The organism is Pandoraea nosoerga, from assembly GCF_902459585.1.
In the GTDB taxonomy this organism is placed as follows: domain Bacteria; phylum Pseudomonadota; class Gammaproteobacteria; order Burkholderiales; family Burkholderiaceae; genus Pandoraea; species Pandoraea nosoerga.
On record NZ_CABPSC010000010.1, the window covers coordinates 98,495 to 113,833 of the forward strand.

13 protein-coding genes and 1 pseudogene are annotated in these 15,339 nt (G+C 64.1%); 5 read left to right on the forward strand and 9 right to left on the reverse strand.

Features of this window, described 5'->3' with window-relative positions:
• Nucleotides 1–123: 123 nt before the first annotated feature.
• The 4 genes from PNO31109_RS14010 to PNO31109_RS22175 all read left to right on the forward strand — a co-directional run bounded on the left by PNO31109_RS14010 (nt 124) and on the right by PNO31109_RS22175 (nt 6,531).
• Nucleotides 124–615 (forward strand): Lrp/AsnC family transcriptional regulator, encoded by a 492-nt coding sequence (locus PNO31109_RS14010; protein ID WP_150556094.1) that lies wholly within the window; start codon nt 124–126, stop codon nt 613–615.
• A gap of 159 nt (nt 616–774) precedes the next feature.
• On the forward strand, nt 775–1,548 hold the full coding sequence (locus tag PNO31109_RS14015) for an SDR family oxidoreductase (RefSeq protein WP_150556095.1): 774 nt from the start codon (nt 775–777) through the stop codon (nt 1,546–1,548).
• Nucleotides 1,549–1,676: 128 nt separating this feature from the next.
• Nucleotides 1,677–2,585 carry a LysR family transcriptional regulator gene (locus PNO31109_RS14020; protein WP_150556096.1) on the forward strand — a complete coding sequence of 303 codons (909 nt, stop codon included), beginning with the start codon at nt 1,677–1,679 and terminating at the stop codon, nt 2,583–2,585.
• Nucleotides 2,586–2,943: 358 nt separating this feature from the next.
• A complete protein-coding gene (locus tag PNO31109_RS22175) occupies nt 2,944–6,531 on the forward strand; it encodes an autotransporter outer membrane beta-barrel domain-containing protein (RefSeq protein WP_280525226.1) in 3,588 nt (1,195 codons plus the stop codon).
• Between the two features lie 185 nt (nt 6,532–6,716).
• Here PNO31109_RS22175 and PNO31109_RS14030 read toward each other — a convergent pair whose 3' ends face one another.
• The 9 genes and pseudogenes from PNO31109_RS14030 to PNO31109_RS14070 form a co-directional block, all read right to left on the reverse strand.
• A complete protein-coding gene (locus PNO31109_RS14030) occupies nt 6,717–6,965 on the reverse strand; it encodes a DHCW motif cupin fold protein (protein WP_174966398.1) in 249 nt (82 codons plus the stop codon).
• 66 nt (nt 6,966–7,031) lie between these two features.
• Entirely contained in the window at nt 7,032–7,328 is a 297-nt protein-coding gene (locus PNO31109_RS14035) for a hypothetical protein (RefSeq protein WP_150556098.1), read from the reverse strand.
• A gap of 124 nt (nt 7,329–7,452) precedes the next feature.
• The gene (locus PNO31109_RS14040; RefSeq protein ID WP_150556099.1) at nt 7,453–8,259 is read right to left on the reverse strand and encodes a DUF4942 domain-containing protein; all 807 of its coding nucleotides are present in this window, start codon (nt 8,257–8,259) and stop codon (nt 7,453–7,455) included.
• A gap of 66 nt (nt 8,260–8,325) precedes the next feature.
• Nucleotides 8,326–9,102, reverse strand: a complete 777-nt coding sequence (locus tag PNO31109_RS14045; protein ID WP_150556100.1) for a hypothetical protein — start codon at nt 9,100–9,102, stop codon at nt 8,326–8,328.
• 893 nt (nt 9,103–9,995) lie between these two features.
• The gene (locus PNO31109_RS22405; protein WP_145864670.1) at nt 9,996–10,301 is read right to left on the reverse strand and encodes a LysR family transcriptional regulator; all 306 of its coding nucleotides are present in this window, start codon (nt 10,299–10,301) and stop codon (nt 9,996–9,998) included.
• A pseudogene (locus PNO31109_RS22180) lies at nt 10,297–10,413 on the reverse strand (arsenical resistance protein ArsH); the annotation flags it as partial. The pseudogene PNO31109_RS22180 and the gene PNO31109_RS22405, both read right to left, overlap by 5 nt.
• 123 nt (nt 10,414–10,536) lie before the next feature.
• The gene (locus PNO31109_RS14060; protein WP_145864669.1) at nt 10,537–12,024 is read right to left on the reverse strand and encodes a caspase family protein; all 1,488 of its coding nucleotides are present in this window, start codon (nt 12,022–12,024) and stop codon (nt 10,537–10,539) included.
• 34 nt (nt 12,025–12,058) lie between these two features.
• Nucleotides 12,059–13,855, reverse strand: coding sequence for a SulP family inorganic anion transporter (locus tag PNO31109_RS14065; protein ID WP_174966390.1), 1,797 nt, complete (start codon nt 13,853–13,855; stop codon nt 12,059–12,061).
• Nucleotides 13,852–14,226 (reverse strand): hypothetical protein, encoded by a 375-nt coding sequence (locus PNO31109_RS14070; protein WP_145864667.1) that lies wholly within the window; start codon nt 14,224–14,226, stop codon nt 13,852–13,854. Before PNO31109_RS14070 ends, PNO31109_RS14065 begins: the two co-directional genes overlap by 4 nt.
• Nucleotides 14,227–14,555: 329 nt before the next feature.
• On the opposite strand from PNO31109_RS14070, the gene PNO31109_RS14075 reads away from it, so the two are divergent.
• On the forward strand, nt 14,556–15,338 hold the full coding sequence (locus PNO31109_RS14075) for a hypothetical protein (protein WP_150556101.1): 783 nt from the start codon (nt 14,556–14,558) through the stop codon (nt 15,336–15,338).
• The last annotated feature ends 1 nt before the right edge of the window (nt 15,339 follow it).

Here is a 15,339-nt window from a genome sequence, read left to right on the forward strand (position 1 = left end):
GATTTTCTCCATGGAATCGATCGGGTGGCGATGCTACGATTCTAGGGACCGGTCGCGAAATTCAATATTCGCGCGGACCATGTTTGCTTAACCGGATTTCTTTTTTTAGGGTGTTTGCGAAATATGAGTCAGAACCCCGCCACGCCACTCGACGAATACGACCTGCGTATTCTTTCTCTGCTGCAAGTCGATAACCAGATCAGCAACCAGGCGCTGGCCGCCGAGGTGAATCTGAGTCCGCCAGCCTGCCTGAGGCGGGTGAGACGGCTGCGCGAAGAGAAGTACATCCAGAAGGACATTTCGGTCGTGGATCCCAACAAGGTGGGGCTGCCTATCATTATGTGGGTGTTGGTCCAGGTCGAGCGCGAGCGGCTCGACCTGCTCGACGAGTTCAAGCGGTTCCTTCAGTCCGTGCCGGAAGTGATGCAGTGTTATGTCGTCACGGGACGCGCGGATTTCGCGATGATGATCGCCGTGCGCGACATCGACCATTACGAAGCGTTTGCGACGCGCGTCTTTCGTCAGAATCCGAATATTCGGCACTTCGAGACAATGGTGGTGATGTCACGCGTGAAGTTCGGCATGTCGCTGCCGCTTGACGAGGCGCGCGAGTGAGCGGCACGTTGGGCCGTAACCGAACGTGTGCCGATCGCGGCCGGCGTGGGGTAGGCGTGGATTAGTACGATTTTCTGGATGATCCATCCAGACTCAAGTTGTTTATGCAAGTGCGCCGAGTGTCTACATTGGAGTCTCCCCTTCAGCAAGGAGCATTTCATGGCAGACCACGCAATTCAGGGCAAGGTGGTATTGATTGCCGGCGGCGCGAAGAATCTAGGCGGGCTGATCGCCCGCGATCTGGCACGGCACGGCGCGAGGGCCATTGCGATCCATTACAACAGCGCGGCGAGCGCGGCGTCGGCACAGGAGACGGTTGCCGCGGTCCAGGCCCTGGGGGCCAGGGCGGTGGCGTTTCAGGCGGATTTGAGTGCGGCGTCGGCCGTCGAGACCCTGTTTCGCGATGCCACCGATGCGGTCGGACGGCCGGATATCGCCATCAACACGGTGGGCAAGGTGCTCAAGAAGCCCCTCGTCGAGATCACCGAAGCGGAATACGACGAGATGAGCGCGGTCAACGCGAAGGCCGCCTTTTTCTTCCTGAAGGAAGCGGGCAAGCATGTAAACGATCATGGCAAGATCGTCACGTTGGTGACCTCGCTGCTCGGCGCATTCACGCCGTTCTATGCGTCGTACGCCGGAACCAAGGCGCCGGTGGAGCATTTCACCCGCGCGGCGGCCAAGGAGTTCGGTGCGCGCGGCATCTCGGTGACTGCCGTGGGACCGGGGCCGATGGACACGCCGTTCTTCTACCCCGCCGAGGGCGAGGATGCCGTGGCGTATCACAAGACGGCGGCCGCGTTGTCACCGTTCAGCAAGACAGGACTGACCGACATCGAGGACGTCGTGCCGTTCATCCGCCACCTGGTGAGCGATGGATGGTGGATCACCGGTCAGACGATCCTCATCAATGGCGGCTACACGACCAAGTGAGTGCGCGCCCGGTCCGTGATCGCGGGACCCACACGACGGCGGCGCGAACTGACGTTCGGGCACGGGCCGTCGTGCCGGCGCTCATTCGGGGCCGGGGCGGATCGATTGGGGCGTGATAAAAGGCGGACATGGATAGATTCGATCGATACCGGATCTTCGTGAAAGTGGCGGAGATGGGCAGCTTCATCAAGGCGGCGCACGCATTGGAGGTGCCGCGCGCGTCCGTGTCCGCCGCGATTGCGCAGTTGGAGGCGCAGGTCGGCACACGCGTGCTGCATCGAACCACTCGGCGGGTCACGCTCACCGCCGACGGCACGCAACTGCTCGAGCGCGTACGGGGATTGCTGGCCGACGCCGAGGAAATCGACCTGTTGTTTCACGCCAGCCAGCGCCAGGTATCCGGCCGGTTGCAGATCGACGTTCCCAGCCGGATCGCGCGTCGGCTCATCGCGCCGGCGCTGCCGACGCTGCTGCGCCGGCATCCGCGCCTGCGCCTGATGCTGCAATCGAGCGATCGTGCCGTCGATCTGGTCCAGGAGGGCGTGGACTGTGTGGTACGCGTGGGCCTGTTGCGCGACAGCAGTCTGGTCGTGCGGGCGCTGGGCGCGATTTCGCTGATCAACTGTGCAAGTCCCGGCTATCTCGAGGAATTCGGCACCCCCCGTCGCCCGGAGGACCTGCTCGCCGGGCATTGCGCCGTCGGGTACGCGTCGCCGACAACCGGGCGCGAGTTGCCGTGGGAGTATCGCGACGAAGGCGGCGTGGCGCGTGCCCTCGACGTTCCCAGTCAGGTGGTGACCAACAATGCCGAAAACTACATCGCATGTTGTCGCGCGGGCCTGGGGCTGATCCAGATTCCGCGTTTCGATGTGCAATATCTGCTTGATTCCGGCGAACTTGTCGAGGTCATGCCCGAAGCTCGCGCGGCGCCCATGCCGGTCTCGTTGCTTTACCCGCACCGCCGCCAACGCTCGCGGCGCCTGACCGTCTTTCTCGACTGGTTCGAGGCGCTGATGCAGCCGCATCTGGAGGCGTGACCTTCGCGCCCGTCAAGGGGGCGGCGAACCCGGGCGAGCGAGGGTGGCGAATTACCTTCCTTTGTATTACATTCGGTGTCCGATGCGCCTGTCTACGCGGTCGCGTCGTCCCAGCGCTCGACAATTTCAATTCGAACGGCATCTCAGAGCACTGGTGTTCGAGAACTGCCGTACTGCGGGGGAAAGGCCAAATCTTCTCGGTCGCCGGTCGCCATGCACGGCGCAAAACGAGAGGATATCCGTGGTCTCACGCAAACCCAGGCGCGTATCGCGCCGTGTCAAATCCGCCCAGCCTCCGTCCGCGACGCCCGCGCTGCACGACGTTCGCCATCCATTGTCGCGGCCGACGCGGCATGCCATGGGGGCACGAATTGTTCGCACTGCAACCAGTACGGCGGTCGCACTGGCGCTCGCGGGCACCGCGCCGTCCCTATGGGCCGCCGGGACTTGTACCGTCAGCGACATCAGCGGCTGTGGTGCGGCGGGCGGCGACGGTGCCTCGGGGCGCGGCGGCCCGGGCGGCGCCGGCAATGGCCAGGGAGGCGGTTCAAGTACGCTTGATTCGAGCAGCGTGACGGTGCAGGTCCCCGGGGGGTGGGCGACACAGGGTACCGGCGGCACCGGGGCGGCCGGCGACAGCGGCGCGTCATCGGGCGGAGCACCTGCGCAGACCGAGTCCGCCGGCGGCCTGGGGATCAACGTGCCGCTTCTCGGCCCTGCCGGCGGCGCCGGGGCGGACGGCATCAATTTTGCGTCTGGCGGGAACGGCGGCACCGCAGGACTCTATTACACCGGCGATAACATCACCGTCTCGTCGGGCGGCGGGATCTCCGGAGGCGCGGGTGGGCAGGGCGGTAACGCCTCGGCAGGCGTCGGCAACGGCGGCGGCGGCGGCGGTGGCGGGGCCGGGTTGATCTCTGCCGGCGTCGTGGCATCGATCAGCAATTCGGGGACGATTTCGGGCGGCGATGGCGGTACCGGAGGCTCGGGCGGCTTCAGCGGCGGCGGTGGCGCTGGCGGGGATGGGATATTGTCGCTTGGGGGATACGCCAACATTGTCAACATCGGCACGATCTCGGGCGGTGCCGGAGGTGCGGCCGGTAGCGCGACTCTCGCTGGTGGCACGGCTGGCGGCGGTGGCATCGGCGTCAATCTCGCAGGAACACACAACTCGGTCGCCAACGTCGGGACGATCTCGGGCGGTGCGGGTCTGGTGGGCGGCGTTGGCGTGCGCACGCGCGGCATGGACTTCATCACCAACGCCGGCCTGATCACCGGTGGGGCCTCCACCGGCGGCGCGCCGCGAGCCGCGGCGATCGAGTTCGGCGGCCTGAACAACGGCCTGAATCTGCTTACCGGCTCGGCGATTCTCGGCGACCTGCTGTTCGATGCGGGTGCGAGCGCGACCATCAGCGCCAGAAACGCGGGGCTGACGTTGAACAATGCCGTCGTGCTCAGCGACGCGGCGTCGAATGTGATCTTCTCCACCGCGACGAACAGCCTGACGATGTCGGGCGTGGTCTCCGGCGCGGGCGCGCTGACGCTCGGGGGGATCGCCTCGACGACATTGACGCTCACGTCGGCCAACACTTACACCGGCGCCACCACGATCAACAGCGGCACGCTGGCCCTGTCGGGCGGCGGCAGTGTCGCCGCTTCGTCCGGGGTCACCGTCGTCGGCGTGGGCGGCGTGGGTGGCGTGTTCGATATTTCGGGCGTGAGCGCCGGTGCGTCGATCCAGGCGCTTTCCGGGGGTGGCGCCGTGCAGCTCGGCAGCCAGACGCTATCGCTTACCAACGCGGCTGGAACCTTCGACGGTGTCATCGGCGGCACCGGTGGCATACGTCTTGCCGGCGGCACACAGACGCTCACTGGCGTGAACACCTACTCGGGTGCCACCACGATCAACAACGGGGCGGTGCTGGCACTGAGCGGTGGCGCGAGCATCGCGTCGTCGAGCGGTGTGGCGAACAATGGCACGCTCGATATTTCCGCCACGACGAATGGCGCCACGCTGACGGCCCTGACCGGGCCTGGCTCGGTCGCGCTCGGGGCGCGCACGCTGACGCTCACGAATGCGTCGGGTGTATTCTCCGGCGCGATCGGCGGCACGGGCGGATTGACGCTGAACGGCGGCACGCAGACGCTGGCCGGCGTCAACAGCTACACCGGCGCGACCACGATCAACGGCGGCACGCTGGCACTGGCGGCGGGCGGACAGTTGTCGTCGGCCACGACCCTCTCCCTGGTCGGCAGCGGTGCGACGTTCGACGCGTCCGGCGCGGGCGCGCAGACGCTCTCCGGCCTGTCCGGAGGGGCAGGCACAAGCATTGCCATTGGCACGAGCACCCTGACGCTCGATACGGTCACCAACACAACGTATGCCGGCGCACTCACCGGCAGCGGCGCCTTCGTCAAACAGGGCGCAGGCATGCTAGTGCTCAATGGCGCGAGCAATGGATTCACCGGGGCGACCACCGTGGGTGCGGGCACGCTCGAGGTCGGTGATGCCGCTCACGAGAGCGCGGTACTGGGCGGCAACGTGGCAGTCGGTTCGCAGGGCACACTGCGCGGTCACGGCACGATTCTGGGCAGCGTGACCAACGGCGGGATCGTGGCGCCGGGCGGTTCCATCGGTACGCTGAGTGTTGGCGGCAACTACACGCAGGCGTCGAGCGCGACGCTGGCCATCGAGGTCAGTCCGACGGCGGCGTCGCTGCTCAAGGTGTCGGGCAGCGCGACGTTGAATGGCGTGCTCGCCATCACGTACGATCCGGGAACCTACCGGTCGACGCGCTACACCGTGCTGAGCGCCGCGAACGGTGTGAGCGGACGCTTCTCTTCGGTAACCGAAGCGTTGTCCGCCGGTGCCGACCTCGGCAATCTGCGTTCCGCCCTGAGCTACGGCGCGAACGACGTGACGCTCGCGCTCAATGCGCCGGGTACAGCGGACCCCGGGGCCATCGATCCGTCCGGCGGCGTTGTCATCGCGCCGAAGAACACCAGCATTTTCACGGCCTTGGGGACTGCTTCGCTGATGAACGCCCAGTCGGCGACGGCGGCGGTCCTCGACCAGGCCACGCGACGCACTGTGGAGACGGGATTGGCTACCGGCGACGCAGCCTCTGGCGGCCCTTCGGTCTGGGCGAACGCGACAGGACTTCACGGCCGTCTGTCGGGTTCCGACGGTCAGCCCGGTTTTCAGGAGAACCGTTACGGCTTCCTTGCGGGCGCGCACAAGCGCGTGGAGCGCAACACGTTCGGGCTGGCTGGCGGCTATTCTCACGCCGATCTCTCGGAGACCGGCACGGCGAACTCGGGCACGATCGACACGCTACGGCTGGCCGCGTACGCCAGTCGCGAAATGGGGCCGATCGACGTTGCGGCAACGGTAGGCTACGGGCTCGATTTCCTGTCGCAAAAGCGCCCCTTCGCAGGCATTGGAACCGCGCAAGGGGATCATGTCGGACAGGAGTTCACGGCGGCGGCGCAGGTGAGCGCGCCGATGTCGATTGCCGGGATGGTCGTCACGCCGCGCGCCGGCCTGCGCTACGCCTATTTTCATGCGAACGGTTTCGACGAAAGCGATGCGGGCGGGCAGAATCTGCGCGTGGGCACGGACAATACCCGCAGCCTTCAGCCGTTCGTGGGCGTGACGCTCGACAAGGCGTTCGGAGATGCGCTGCGGCCGATGCACGTGCAGGTTCGCGCGGCGTATGCACATGAGTTGCTCGATGCCGGTCGGGCGATTACCGTGGCGTCGCAGGACGGCACGATCTTCGTCGCACCGGGCACGCATCTGGCGCGCGGCTATCTGACGCTCGGCGCCAGCTTCGGTGTAACGCTCGCCAGGCACCTGGACGTCTCGCTCGCGTACGAGGCCCTCGTCAACACCGCACGGGCGTCAGCGCAGGCGGGAAGCCTGAAGGTGACCTACCGGTTCTGATTGCAGGCGGTCGATCAGGGGGCGGCGAACCCACGGCCGGTGTCGCCACGCTGTCGCCGCCCGGAGCGACAGACTCTCCAGCGTCGGCGGGAAGATCGGGCAACGTCGTTCTCACGACGCGCACCGCCCGAATCATGCGAATCGCAGGAATCGCCGGAATCGCAGGAAGCGCAGGAAGCGCAGGTTCAATCGACGATGAATAGCCTTGCGCCTGTTTTCGTATACGACTGATGCGCTTCCGCCTCGTCTCCTACCTGGTAGCTCATGCCCGGCGTCAGGACGAACTTGCGTCCGTCTTCGAGTGTGGTTTCCAGTTCGCCCTCGAGGCAAAAGAGAATGTGACCCTTGTGGCACCAATGATCCGCCAGATAGCCGGGCGAGTACAGAGCACTGGCATTTCTGAGTAGATGGATGCTGCGCGGTACACGGATTATCGGTTTGAGCGACGACCGGTTGCTGACCGAGCCGGATGGCCGCGTGAAATTTGTGAGTCACCATGATCAATACTCATCGGGCAACAGGAGGGTGGTGGTCGACCGATCAGCTTCGGTGATGATCCAAAGCGTCTGTTCGCCGCCAAGCGGGTAGCAGGACAGCACACGTCGCCCTGCCACGACCGACAGGTCGTTTTGCTCCCGATCGGCTTCGGGTAATTCTCCCCAGTCACCGCAAGCATGTCGGTTGACCAAAGCAAAGATCGAGGCCCCGGCCGATTGGATGGCATCGACCGCGGCAGGCGTTGCCAACAAGCGGCCGAGTGGCAGACGTGCGCGTCGGATGGGTAAAGTGGAATTCATCGAAATATCCTCCTAGATAGGGGCGAATGGTGGCCTCCGAACGAATCGGATGCGCCGTTGCATGGAACGAATGGGCGAAATGCCAGACGCAGAACGCGTCCGTATGTGATGGTTGTTGCAGTAACTAGCGCACTTCGGAGGCGAGCGCGTTGGGGTAGTGCTTAGCGAGAATCTTGTTCATTCGGTCGACGAGGTCGGCGCGCAGGAACGTCAAATGACCATTTCCATTCTTGAACCAACGTAACTGGAAATAAACGTTCTCAGCCTCCGTCTTGTGTAGACGCTGGGCGTGCGAAATGAGCGACGATATGCCATGCCGATGATCCGGCTCGGGCTTGCCATCGAGCACGCTGAACACTCGCGTTAGATCGTCCAGTTCGTTGGTGACGTGATAACTAGAGCACCCTTGCGAAAGGAGATAGCGCACGATGATGCGCTTGCCGAACCTGAACGGCGAATTGGATTTATAGTCCCACGACAGTCGGCGAAAGCACTGGAGCACGCCGCGCTCGAACATGTCGCCGCGTGCGCCGTAGAGCTGGGCGAACGTGGATTCGATATTGGCGACGGTGAGTTCTGGTACGTCGCCCTCTGCGATCTGCCGGTTCCACTGCTCGCGCGCCTTTGCGTCCATGAACGTACGCATACCGGATTCCGTCAGCAGGTAGTTCCAGCCGTGGGCATCGATGAGACGCACCATGGCGGTTTGGGCTTCGTCGCGTTTGGCATAGTCACCGGTGACGCTGGGACGGCCGCGGCAGCCATAACTCTCGTCGAGGACAAGCCGTGGAAATCGTAGATGCGCTGCGGTGGCGAGCTGTTGAGCTTCGCCGAGCAGGTCGAGTGCGGCGTGGATGCGTTCGACGACGGCGGTGCGTTGATTGGCGAGGTTGGCGATGCTGATGCTTTTGACGAGATCGGTGGTGTCCATGTGTCATGACAGGGGATAAAAGTAAGGGAAGAGAGAGGGCATAGTCGCAGGGGGAAGCCCTGGCTTCTATGCCGAGACGTTGCGTTCGGCGACTCGGGACCTTTCTGCCAGTTGTCGGCGCAGGGTGGTAGCACGAGCTTGGGAGCAACCGAGGTGACGGCGAATGTCGGCGACGGTGGGGCGTAGTCGTCCGGCAGCAATGTCCCGAACGAGTTGCGTTGTGTCGTGATCGATGGCCTCAGGCGTCTGCATCGGCGTTGGTGACGGTATCGTCAACGGCGCGACGGGCTGGTCTGGTATGGCGTGACTGTCACAGTCACCGTCGTCGCAGTCGTGACTTTCCATGACCGAGGGCGTGACTGCTGCCGCGACTGGCGGTGCTACTCGACACTGAATTGCGATGCTCCAGAGCACGCACGCGACGCCTTCTAGGACTGAGGCAAATGCCAGTCCGGTCAGCAGGTCGACACGCGCTCCCGTCGTGCCAAATACCGCGGCGAGTCGTGCAGTCACGGGATCAGTCGTCAGCACGTCACGCTGAGTCATGGCCCGGTCGTCCCAGTCCTGTGCGCGACGAATGTCGCTGGCCTCCGCGTTCAACGCCTCGAGCTTGGCAGCCAGCGTAATGCGTCGTGCCTCCAGCCCAGTGCACTTGCCGGAACACGATTGAACATTAGCCGTCGCGAGTCGCGCCGAGACTTCCGCCCTTTCTTGCATAACGACGGTAAGACTGCGTTGGGGTGGCACACTCAGGACGATAGGCGCAGCTTCGGCCCGGCGCTCCGAGGCGTGCTGCTGAGCGAACAGGAAGAAGTAGGCGTGACTGTTGATGGTCGCGAGCATGCATGCGGCCCACAGCCAGTAGCCTACCTCACCAGCTTGGAACCGTTCCAGTCTTGCTGCCAGACCATCATTCGGAAGTGTGAGCGAGCGAATTGAAGATCCACTGTTCTTCGGCTAGGGATAACTTAGCCTCGCGGCAAGGTTGGATGGCCGCGACTTAAGAAGGCTTTGAAACACGTGTGAATCTTCCCGGGAGAGGCTGTCGTGCCACCATCGGTTGTCATCAGTCGACTTTTCAAGAGCGACTGAGAATCGTCATTTGTCTTGGCACACATTTGGTGCTGTTGATGCTGGCGCTAACGCACGGCGCGAGACATACGAACGAATGCGTTTCCTCACTAAAGATCGATACGTCCAACTCGAAATTGCCATAATTTCTGGGTCTATAAATGAAGCAAGGCCGGACGACACCCTACCGCGTGACAATGCGCTGCGCCGCCTGCTGTATGACGCTGCGCAACCAGCTCAATTCCGGACTTCGATCGCGGTGTCGGGCTCAGAGCATGATGAGATTATGCGGCGGAAAATCAATGGGAGGCGGGAACGATCGGATGGGAAGATTTCTGTTGCATTGACATACGAGGGACGACGAACGATCGCTACCGCGTCTTTCATCGAGGCGACTAGTTCTGGGAGAAGTGTGAAATAGGGGACGATGAATTTGTCGTTTTGCGTGAGTCCCAATTCATCCAGAGTTTTGTGTGATAGAGATTGAACGTCGCATGCGGCCGGGCAAGATACTCATCCAATGTGATCGGTGTCGGACTCTCCGGGCGGAGTGCTGATTCGATGGCGACCAACCTATCTTCAAGACACACTTCTTGCTGAAAGTCGGAATCGGCACCGACCAAGTTCGAAAATTCCGTCGCGATCAATGCTTGGGGGGCGATTAGCTAGTCGACAAACCCCATTTGAATTTCCCTAGCAGTGGCGCCGGTACCTTGTGAGACATGCAGACTGATGCCAGGAGCGAGTTCTGCAAGAACCCTGCCGAGCTCACCGATCATGAGGGCCGAAACGTAGTCGGCGGTGACTATGCGAAAGCGGTGTGTCGATGTGCTCGGATCGAACTGTTCTTCGTTGACCAACAAGCTAACATATTCGATGAGTTGTTCGACTGAGGGCATCAGCTTGACGGCTCTCTCCGTTAGCACCATTTCCCGCCCGCGCAGCTTGGCCGCCTCCGGGGGTGTCGTCATCGGGCAGCGGCAGGCCGCTGGGGTTGAACGGCACCTCGGCGCCCATCGTGGTGAGCAGCCGGGTGGCTTCTTCGCTCATCAGGTGGCTCAACGAACGCTCGCGCGACGAGCCTTAGAACATAAGGATGCGTGGCAGGTTTCAATGGCAAGCAACCACCCCTGCACCCAGCGCTAACACGCTGAACATAGAAACGAATGGCGAATGGCATTTGTAATTCGTTTCTAATGGGACGCTTCAATGGCCGTATTGCCGCTGTGTCTGTTGCTGTTGGCGGCGAAGCGAGTCGATCATGATCGATGCGGCATCGGCCCAGTTTTGCATGCCGTTTGCGCCACCCTGACCGCGTGTTGCACGCACTTGCGCAAGATCGAGACGGGCGCGCGTGTAGTCTTGCGACGCCGCACGCGCCAGCCACTTCTCGCTCTCGGCATAGTCACGTTGTGCGAGCTTGCCTTCGAAGTAGATCTCGCCGAGCAGTGTCTGCGCAATCGGATAGCCGGTGCTCGCCGCGCGCTTGTAGAAGTTGACGGCGGATTTGCCGTCGCGCGGCACGCCGTAGCCGTTCTCGTAGATCATGCCGAGCGTGGTGAGTGCTGCCGCGTCATTGCCGCGCTTGCGCAGCGAGGCAATGTCGTTGCGGTCGGCGCGCTGCGCGGCCTGCGTGATACGTAATTCGGCGTCGTCCCAGGCGTTGGCGCGCTGTGTCTGCGGTGTCTCCTGAGTTTGCTGCGGTGCCGCCGGTTGCGCATTCGCGTTCTCTCGAACCTTCGCCAACTGATCGACCAGATACGGTGGCACGTGGGGGACGGAGACCGTGCTGCCCGGCGGAGCGGCGGGGGCGGGGGTGGTGCCGCGTGTTGCACCGCCGCGTGTCGCATCGGCCGGCTTGCCCGCAGGCACGTTGGACGCGACAAGGTACTGTGCGCCAAGCGGCACGTCGCCGATCAGGCCGCTCGAAATCCACGGGCGCTGCTGTCCGCCCGTGAGCTCCGCCACCTGCTGCTGCACGAGGTCGAGCGTGTGCTTGATCGTGGCGCCGGGCGTCTTCATGTTCATCGCCAGGTAGTAGGCGAATGGACTGTTGTCGGCCGCGCTGCCGAAGCTTCCGAAGTTACGCATGGAATCGTAAGCAGGCGCCTGATCTGCCGTAGAGAAGGCGATCAATTCACCTTGGCCCACTTTTTCGGGCTTGAGTCCCGGACCGGCATTGCCGCGCGAGGGAACGCGGCAGGCGTCGATCACCGCAATGAACGACGTGGGGGCCGACGGCATGACCTTGCTGCGCACATAGCCCAGCCGAAGGGCGCGTTCGAGCAGAATGGGGCGCGTCATCGCGCGAATGGGCACCCCGGCATGCACCGGCACGAGGAAGTTGTCGCCCCCCGACTCGAAACCGTGACCCGCGAAGTAGAAGAGCGACACTTGCGCCCCCTTGGACGCCTGCGCCAGCCACGCCACTGCGGTCCTGAATTCTTCCTGCGATACATCGGTCGCCACGCGTGTTTCGAAGCCGAGCTGGCGCAGCGTATCGCTAATGAGCTTGACGTCGTTCGCCGGGGCGATGAGCCGGTCGGCGCCATCGTAGCTGCTGTTGCCTACGACGAGCGCGACCTTGCGCGCGGGCTGTGGCGCCGGGGCGGCCTGGCTCAGGGTAGGCGACAGGCACGACGCGCACAGCAGGACGAGGGTCAGGCCGCGCAGCAGCAAGGAGGTCATGGGCATGGTGACTTGAACGCGTTCGATGGAGACAACGCCGTCAGGGCGTGAGCGGCTGCGGGGCGATAACCCCGTCGGCCACCGCGTGCGCGTCGGGCCTCGGCACGACGATCAGGCGCGAGGGATCGACGAAGTGGGGGAGTGCCTGCGTCATCGGGTGCGCCGACGCAAATGGATGCTTGGGATGCGATGTCGCGTCGCGCTCGGCCGGGACGCGGAATCGCACATCCGCATGACGCGCAGCGCAGAACTGGGCGAATTGGGCGAGTGAGCGGCAGGCTGTGAGATCTGTGCGGACGATGCCCGAGAGATCGAGTACGACAGGCAACGGCGGCAGCGCGCTCAGCGCAACCCCGGGGTGATTGCGCTCGCGCGCCGCGTTGGCGTCGTCCACCTGAGCGAGCAGCGGTTCGACGACGGCGCTGTCGACGTTGTAGGCGAGCAGGGCACCGCTCAGCGTGGCGATGAGGCTGTTGTCACGTTCGTCGCTCGTGGCGACGGTGATGGTCAGGCGACGCGGCGTGGGCCACGCGACGAGGGCTCCGAACACGGCACCCACGCCAAAGCCGACCAGTGGCTGGCCCGAGGCGAGTGTGGCAACGAGTTCGAGCGTGAACAGCCACATCGCGGCGCCGAACAACCGGCGAGGCCGCGCGTCGGAGAATGCGTGACGCGTGATGGTGCGCGCACCCTCGTCGATCATGTCGAGCGACATCACGATCACGACCACGGCGACCGCGAGTTTCGGCAGCATGGCCACGAGCCCCACACCGGCCGTGAGCGCGACACAGACGAGCACCGCGTGCATGACGGCGGTCCAGCGCGTTTGCGCGCCGCTGGCAATCGCCATGTTCGAGCGCGTGACCGAACCGACGTTGGGCAGCAGGGCGAGCGCGCCGAGCAGTGTGTTGACCGCCCCGAACGCGAGCAGGTCGCGGTCGACGGTCCCGCGTCTCAACGTGAGCGATTCGATGGACGAGACCGCAATCACGGTGTCGAGGGACGACACGAAGCCGATTACGAGGCCGTAGCCGATCGTCAGGGCCAGCGCGTGCGGGCTCACGCCGTGCAGCAGGTCGAACCACACGCCGGTGTCGACGGGACGCCACGCCGCGAAATCGAGACCGGCCACGCCGATCAGACGACAGGCCGGCGAGGGTGCCGGTAGCGCGCGCAGCGCCAGATAGTACGTGCCGGCCGCGACCAGCATGGCGACGAACAACGACAGACCGGCAGGCGGTGCGCCGCTGCGTTTTGTGCGAGCCATACGTTGCGCGAACGCACGCCACGCGAAATGACTGGCAATGCCGAGTCCGGCAATCGCCAGCGTGACGATGCCCCAGTCGAGCGTACAGCGCACAAGGAAGTTGACCTGATCGGCCACGGCCAGCCCGGCCACACCGAAAATCAGACCGGAGAGCACCGGCGCGGGCACCTTGCGCACGAACGACCCGCCATGACGCAAGCCGATCACCATCTGCATCAGTCCGGAGATCAGCACCGCCACCCCGGCCAGCGTGAGGATCGGTCGCATGCCCTGCGCCGCCATCGCCGGATCGGCTACCAGTGCCCCTACCAAATTCGATAGGAAGAGTGTCGACGCGACGCGCGGACCCGATATCATCGGCCGCGTACCGGCACCCAGCGAGGCAAGGGCGATGCCGATCACGGCCGTCAGGATACCGATCAAAATGCCGAAGGCGGCCGCTTGCGGGCCGGGCAACGCGGAGGTGGCTTGTGCGCCGAGCGCAATGTATTCGGTGGTGCAGCCGAGCGTGACGACCAGTGCGGCCAGTGCCTCCTGGCCCCAGCGCACGCGAGGTTGCGGCGAGCTCATGCGCGGCATTGCGGGTTTGCCGCCACACGGGCAACCCCGTTGGCGCGCGAGGTGGCTTGCAGGGCGTCGTCGAGCGACAGTGCCGGGAAGTGCAACTGCCATGCGCCGTTTTCGTTGGGGCCGTAGGTGACCACGGCGCCGTATTGCGTCAGAAACTCGTTGAGATTGGCGAGCGAAGCCTGCGGACCGAACCAGGCCTGGACTTCACCGCAGATGCCGTCGCCGGCACCTCGCCGGGCGGCTTCGCCGTGGCTGCCACTGAGCGTGGCGGCTGCGTGGCCGAGTCCGAGGGTGAGGCCGGCCAGTGCCAGCAGCAGGGCAAGCACAAAAGCGGTCTTGCTGTTGATCCAGTCGGCAATCGTATCGAACACGTTCGCTCTCCCCAGGCAGCGCGGCGGTGGCGCGCATGGCGTGAGAGCACGGTTGGCGCCTTGTTTTGAGTGCGCCGAGCATAGCAGAGAATGGCAGACCGAAAAATACCGTTGCGTGCGCAACACGGGCGTAGCGCCCAGCCCGTCTCGTCATCGTTTCGGTAGTTTCGATGTGAGAGAATCGGGCGCCAGATTTGAGAAATCAAACAACTAGAATGAAACGAATTGAACACGGGAAGTGCGGTGCGGGCTGGGGTGCCCGCACGGCAATGCGGCGCGCAGGACTGCTGAGCGTCATTGTCACGACTTTCACGCTCGGCGGTTGTGCCGTGACGAAAAACAGTCAGGGCAACACGGTCTACGGCATCGATCAGGCGAGCCTTTTCGGTACGGTGGTCGACACCTTCAAGCTGGCTGACGGCTCGGAAGGCAATCTGCGCCGCAGCAACGGTCAGTACTCACTCAAGCTCGAACGCTACATGCGCGTGCTGCCGTTGCAGAACGCGATCACCGCACGCGTGGTGCGCAATGAGGTGATCGGCGACCGCTCCGTTGTGGTGGTCGAAACGCAGGAGCGCAACTGCCCGTTCAAGTACGTGCTTTACGCCATTCAGGACAGCGATGTACTTGGCTGGACGTTCGGCAACTGCGCGGACCGTCCGCGTGCCGATCTGATCGACCAGGGGCGCGCGCTCGTGTTCGACTTCCCGGGCAACGGCCGCCTCGTGCGCCACACCTATACCGACAGCCGTCTGCTGCAATCGGCCATCCCGGTGCCGCCGGGTGTCGACGTCCGTCGCAAGCCGTTCGCCGATGCGTCGCTCAAGGCCATCGACGACCCGGCCGACGCCAATCGCTTCATTCCCGCGCCGCCGCAGGCCGCTGGCGCGACGGCGAACAACAATCCGGCGCCCGCGCGTCATGCGCCCGCACGCCGTCAGGCGCGCAACACCGGCACGACGGCGCCGGCCAACAATGCGCCGGCACCGAACACGCCCACGACCGTGGCGTCGTCCGGCCGCACCGTGCCGGGATTGCCGAGTGCCCCCAGCGCCGGGCTGACATTCGGCGCTGAAGAAGTCAAACCCGTTCGAGTCGACCTGCGGAACTGAT

Bases quoted from the DNA above. Each gene is read 5' to 3' on its own strand.
- PNO31109_RS14015 (WP_150556095.1), top strand. From the start codon at position 775: ATGGCAGACCACGCAATTCAGGGCAAGGTGGTATTGATTGCCGGCGGC.
- PNO31109_RS22405 (WP_145864670.1), bottom strand. From the start codon at position 10,301: ATGACGACACCCCCGGAGGCGGCCAAGCTGCGCGGGCGGGAAATGGTG.
- PNO31109_RS22175 (WP_280525226.1), top strand. From the start codon at position 2,944: ATGGGGGCACGAATTGTTCGCACTGCAACCAGTACGGCGGTCGCACTG.
- PNO31109_RS14045 (WP_150556100.1), bottom strand. From the start codon at position 9,102: ATGCTCGCGACCATCAACAGTCACGCCTACTTCTTCCTGTTCGCTCAG.
- PNO31109_RS14065 (WP_174966390.1), bottom strand. From the start codon at position 13,855: ATGAGCTCGCCGCAACCTCGCGTGCGCTGGGGCCAGGAGGCACTGGCC.
- PNO31109_RS14035 (WP_150556098.1), bottom strand. From the start codon at position 7,328: ATGAATTCCACTTTACCCATCCGACGCGCACGTCTGCCACTCGGCCGC.
- PNO31109_RS14040 (WP_150556099.1), bottom strand. From the start codon at position 8,259: ATGGACACCACCGATCTCGTCAAAAGCATCAGCATCGCCAACCTCGCC.
- PNO31109_RS14010 (WP_150556094.1), top strand. From the start codon at position 124: ATGAGTCAGAACCCCGCCACGCCACTCGACGAATACGACCTGCGTATT.
- PNO31109_RS14020 (WP_150556096.1), top strand. From the start codon at position 1,677: ATGGATAGATTCGATCGATACCGGATCTTCGTGAAAGTGGCGGAGATG.
- PNO31109_RS14060 (WP_145864669.1), bottom strand. From the start codon at position 12,024: ATGCCCATGACCTCCTTGCTGCTGCGCGGCCTGACCCTCGTCCTGCTG.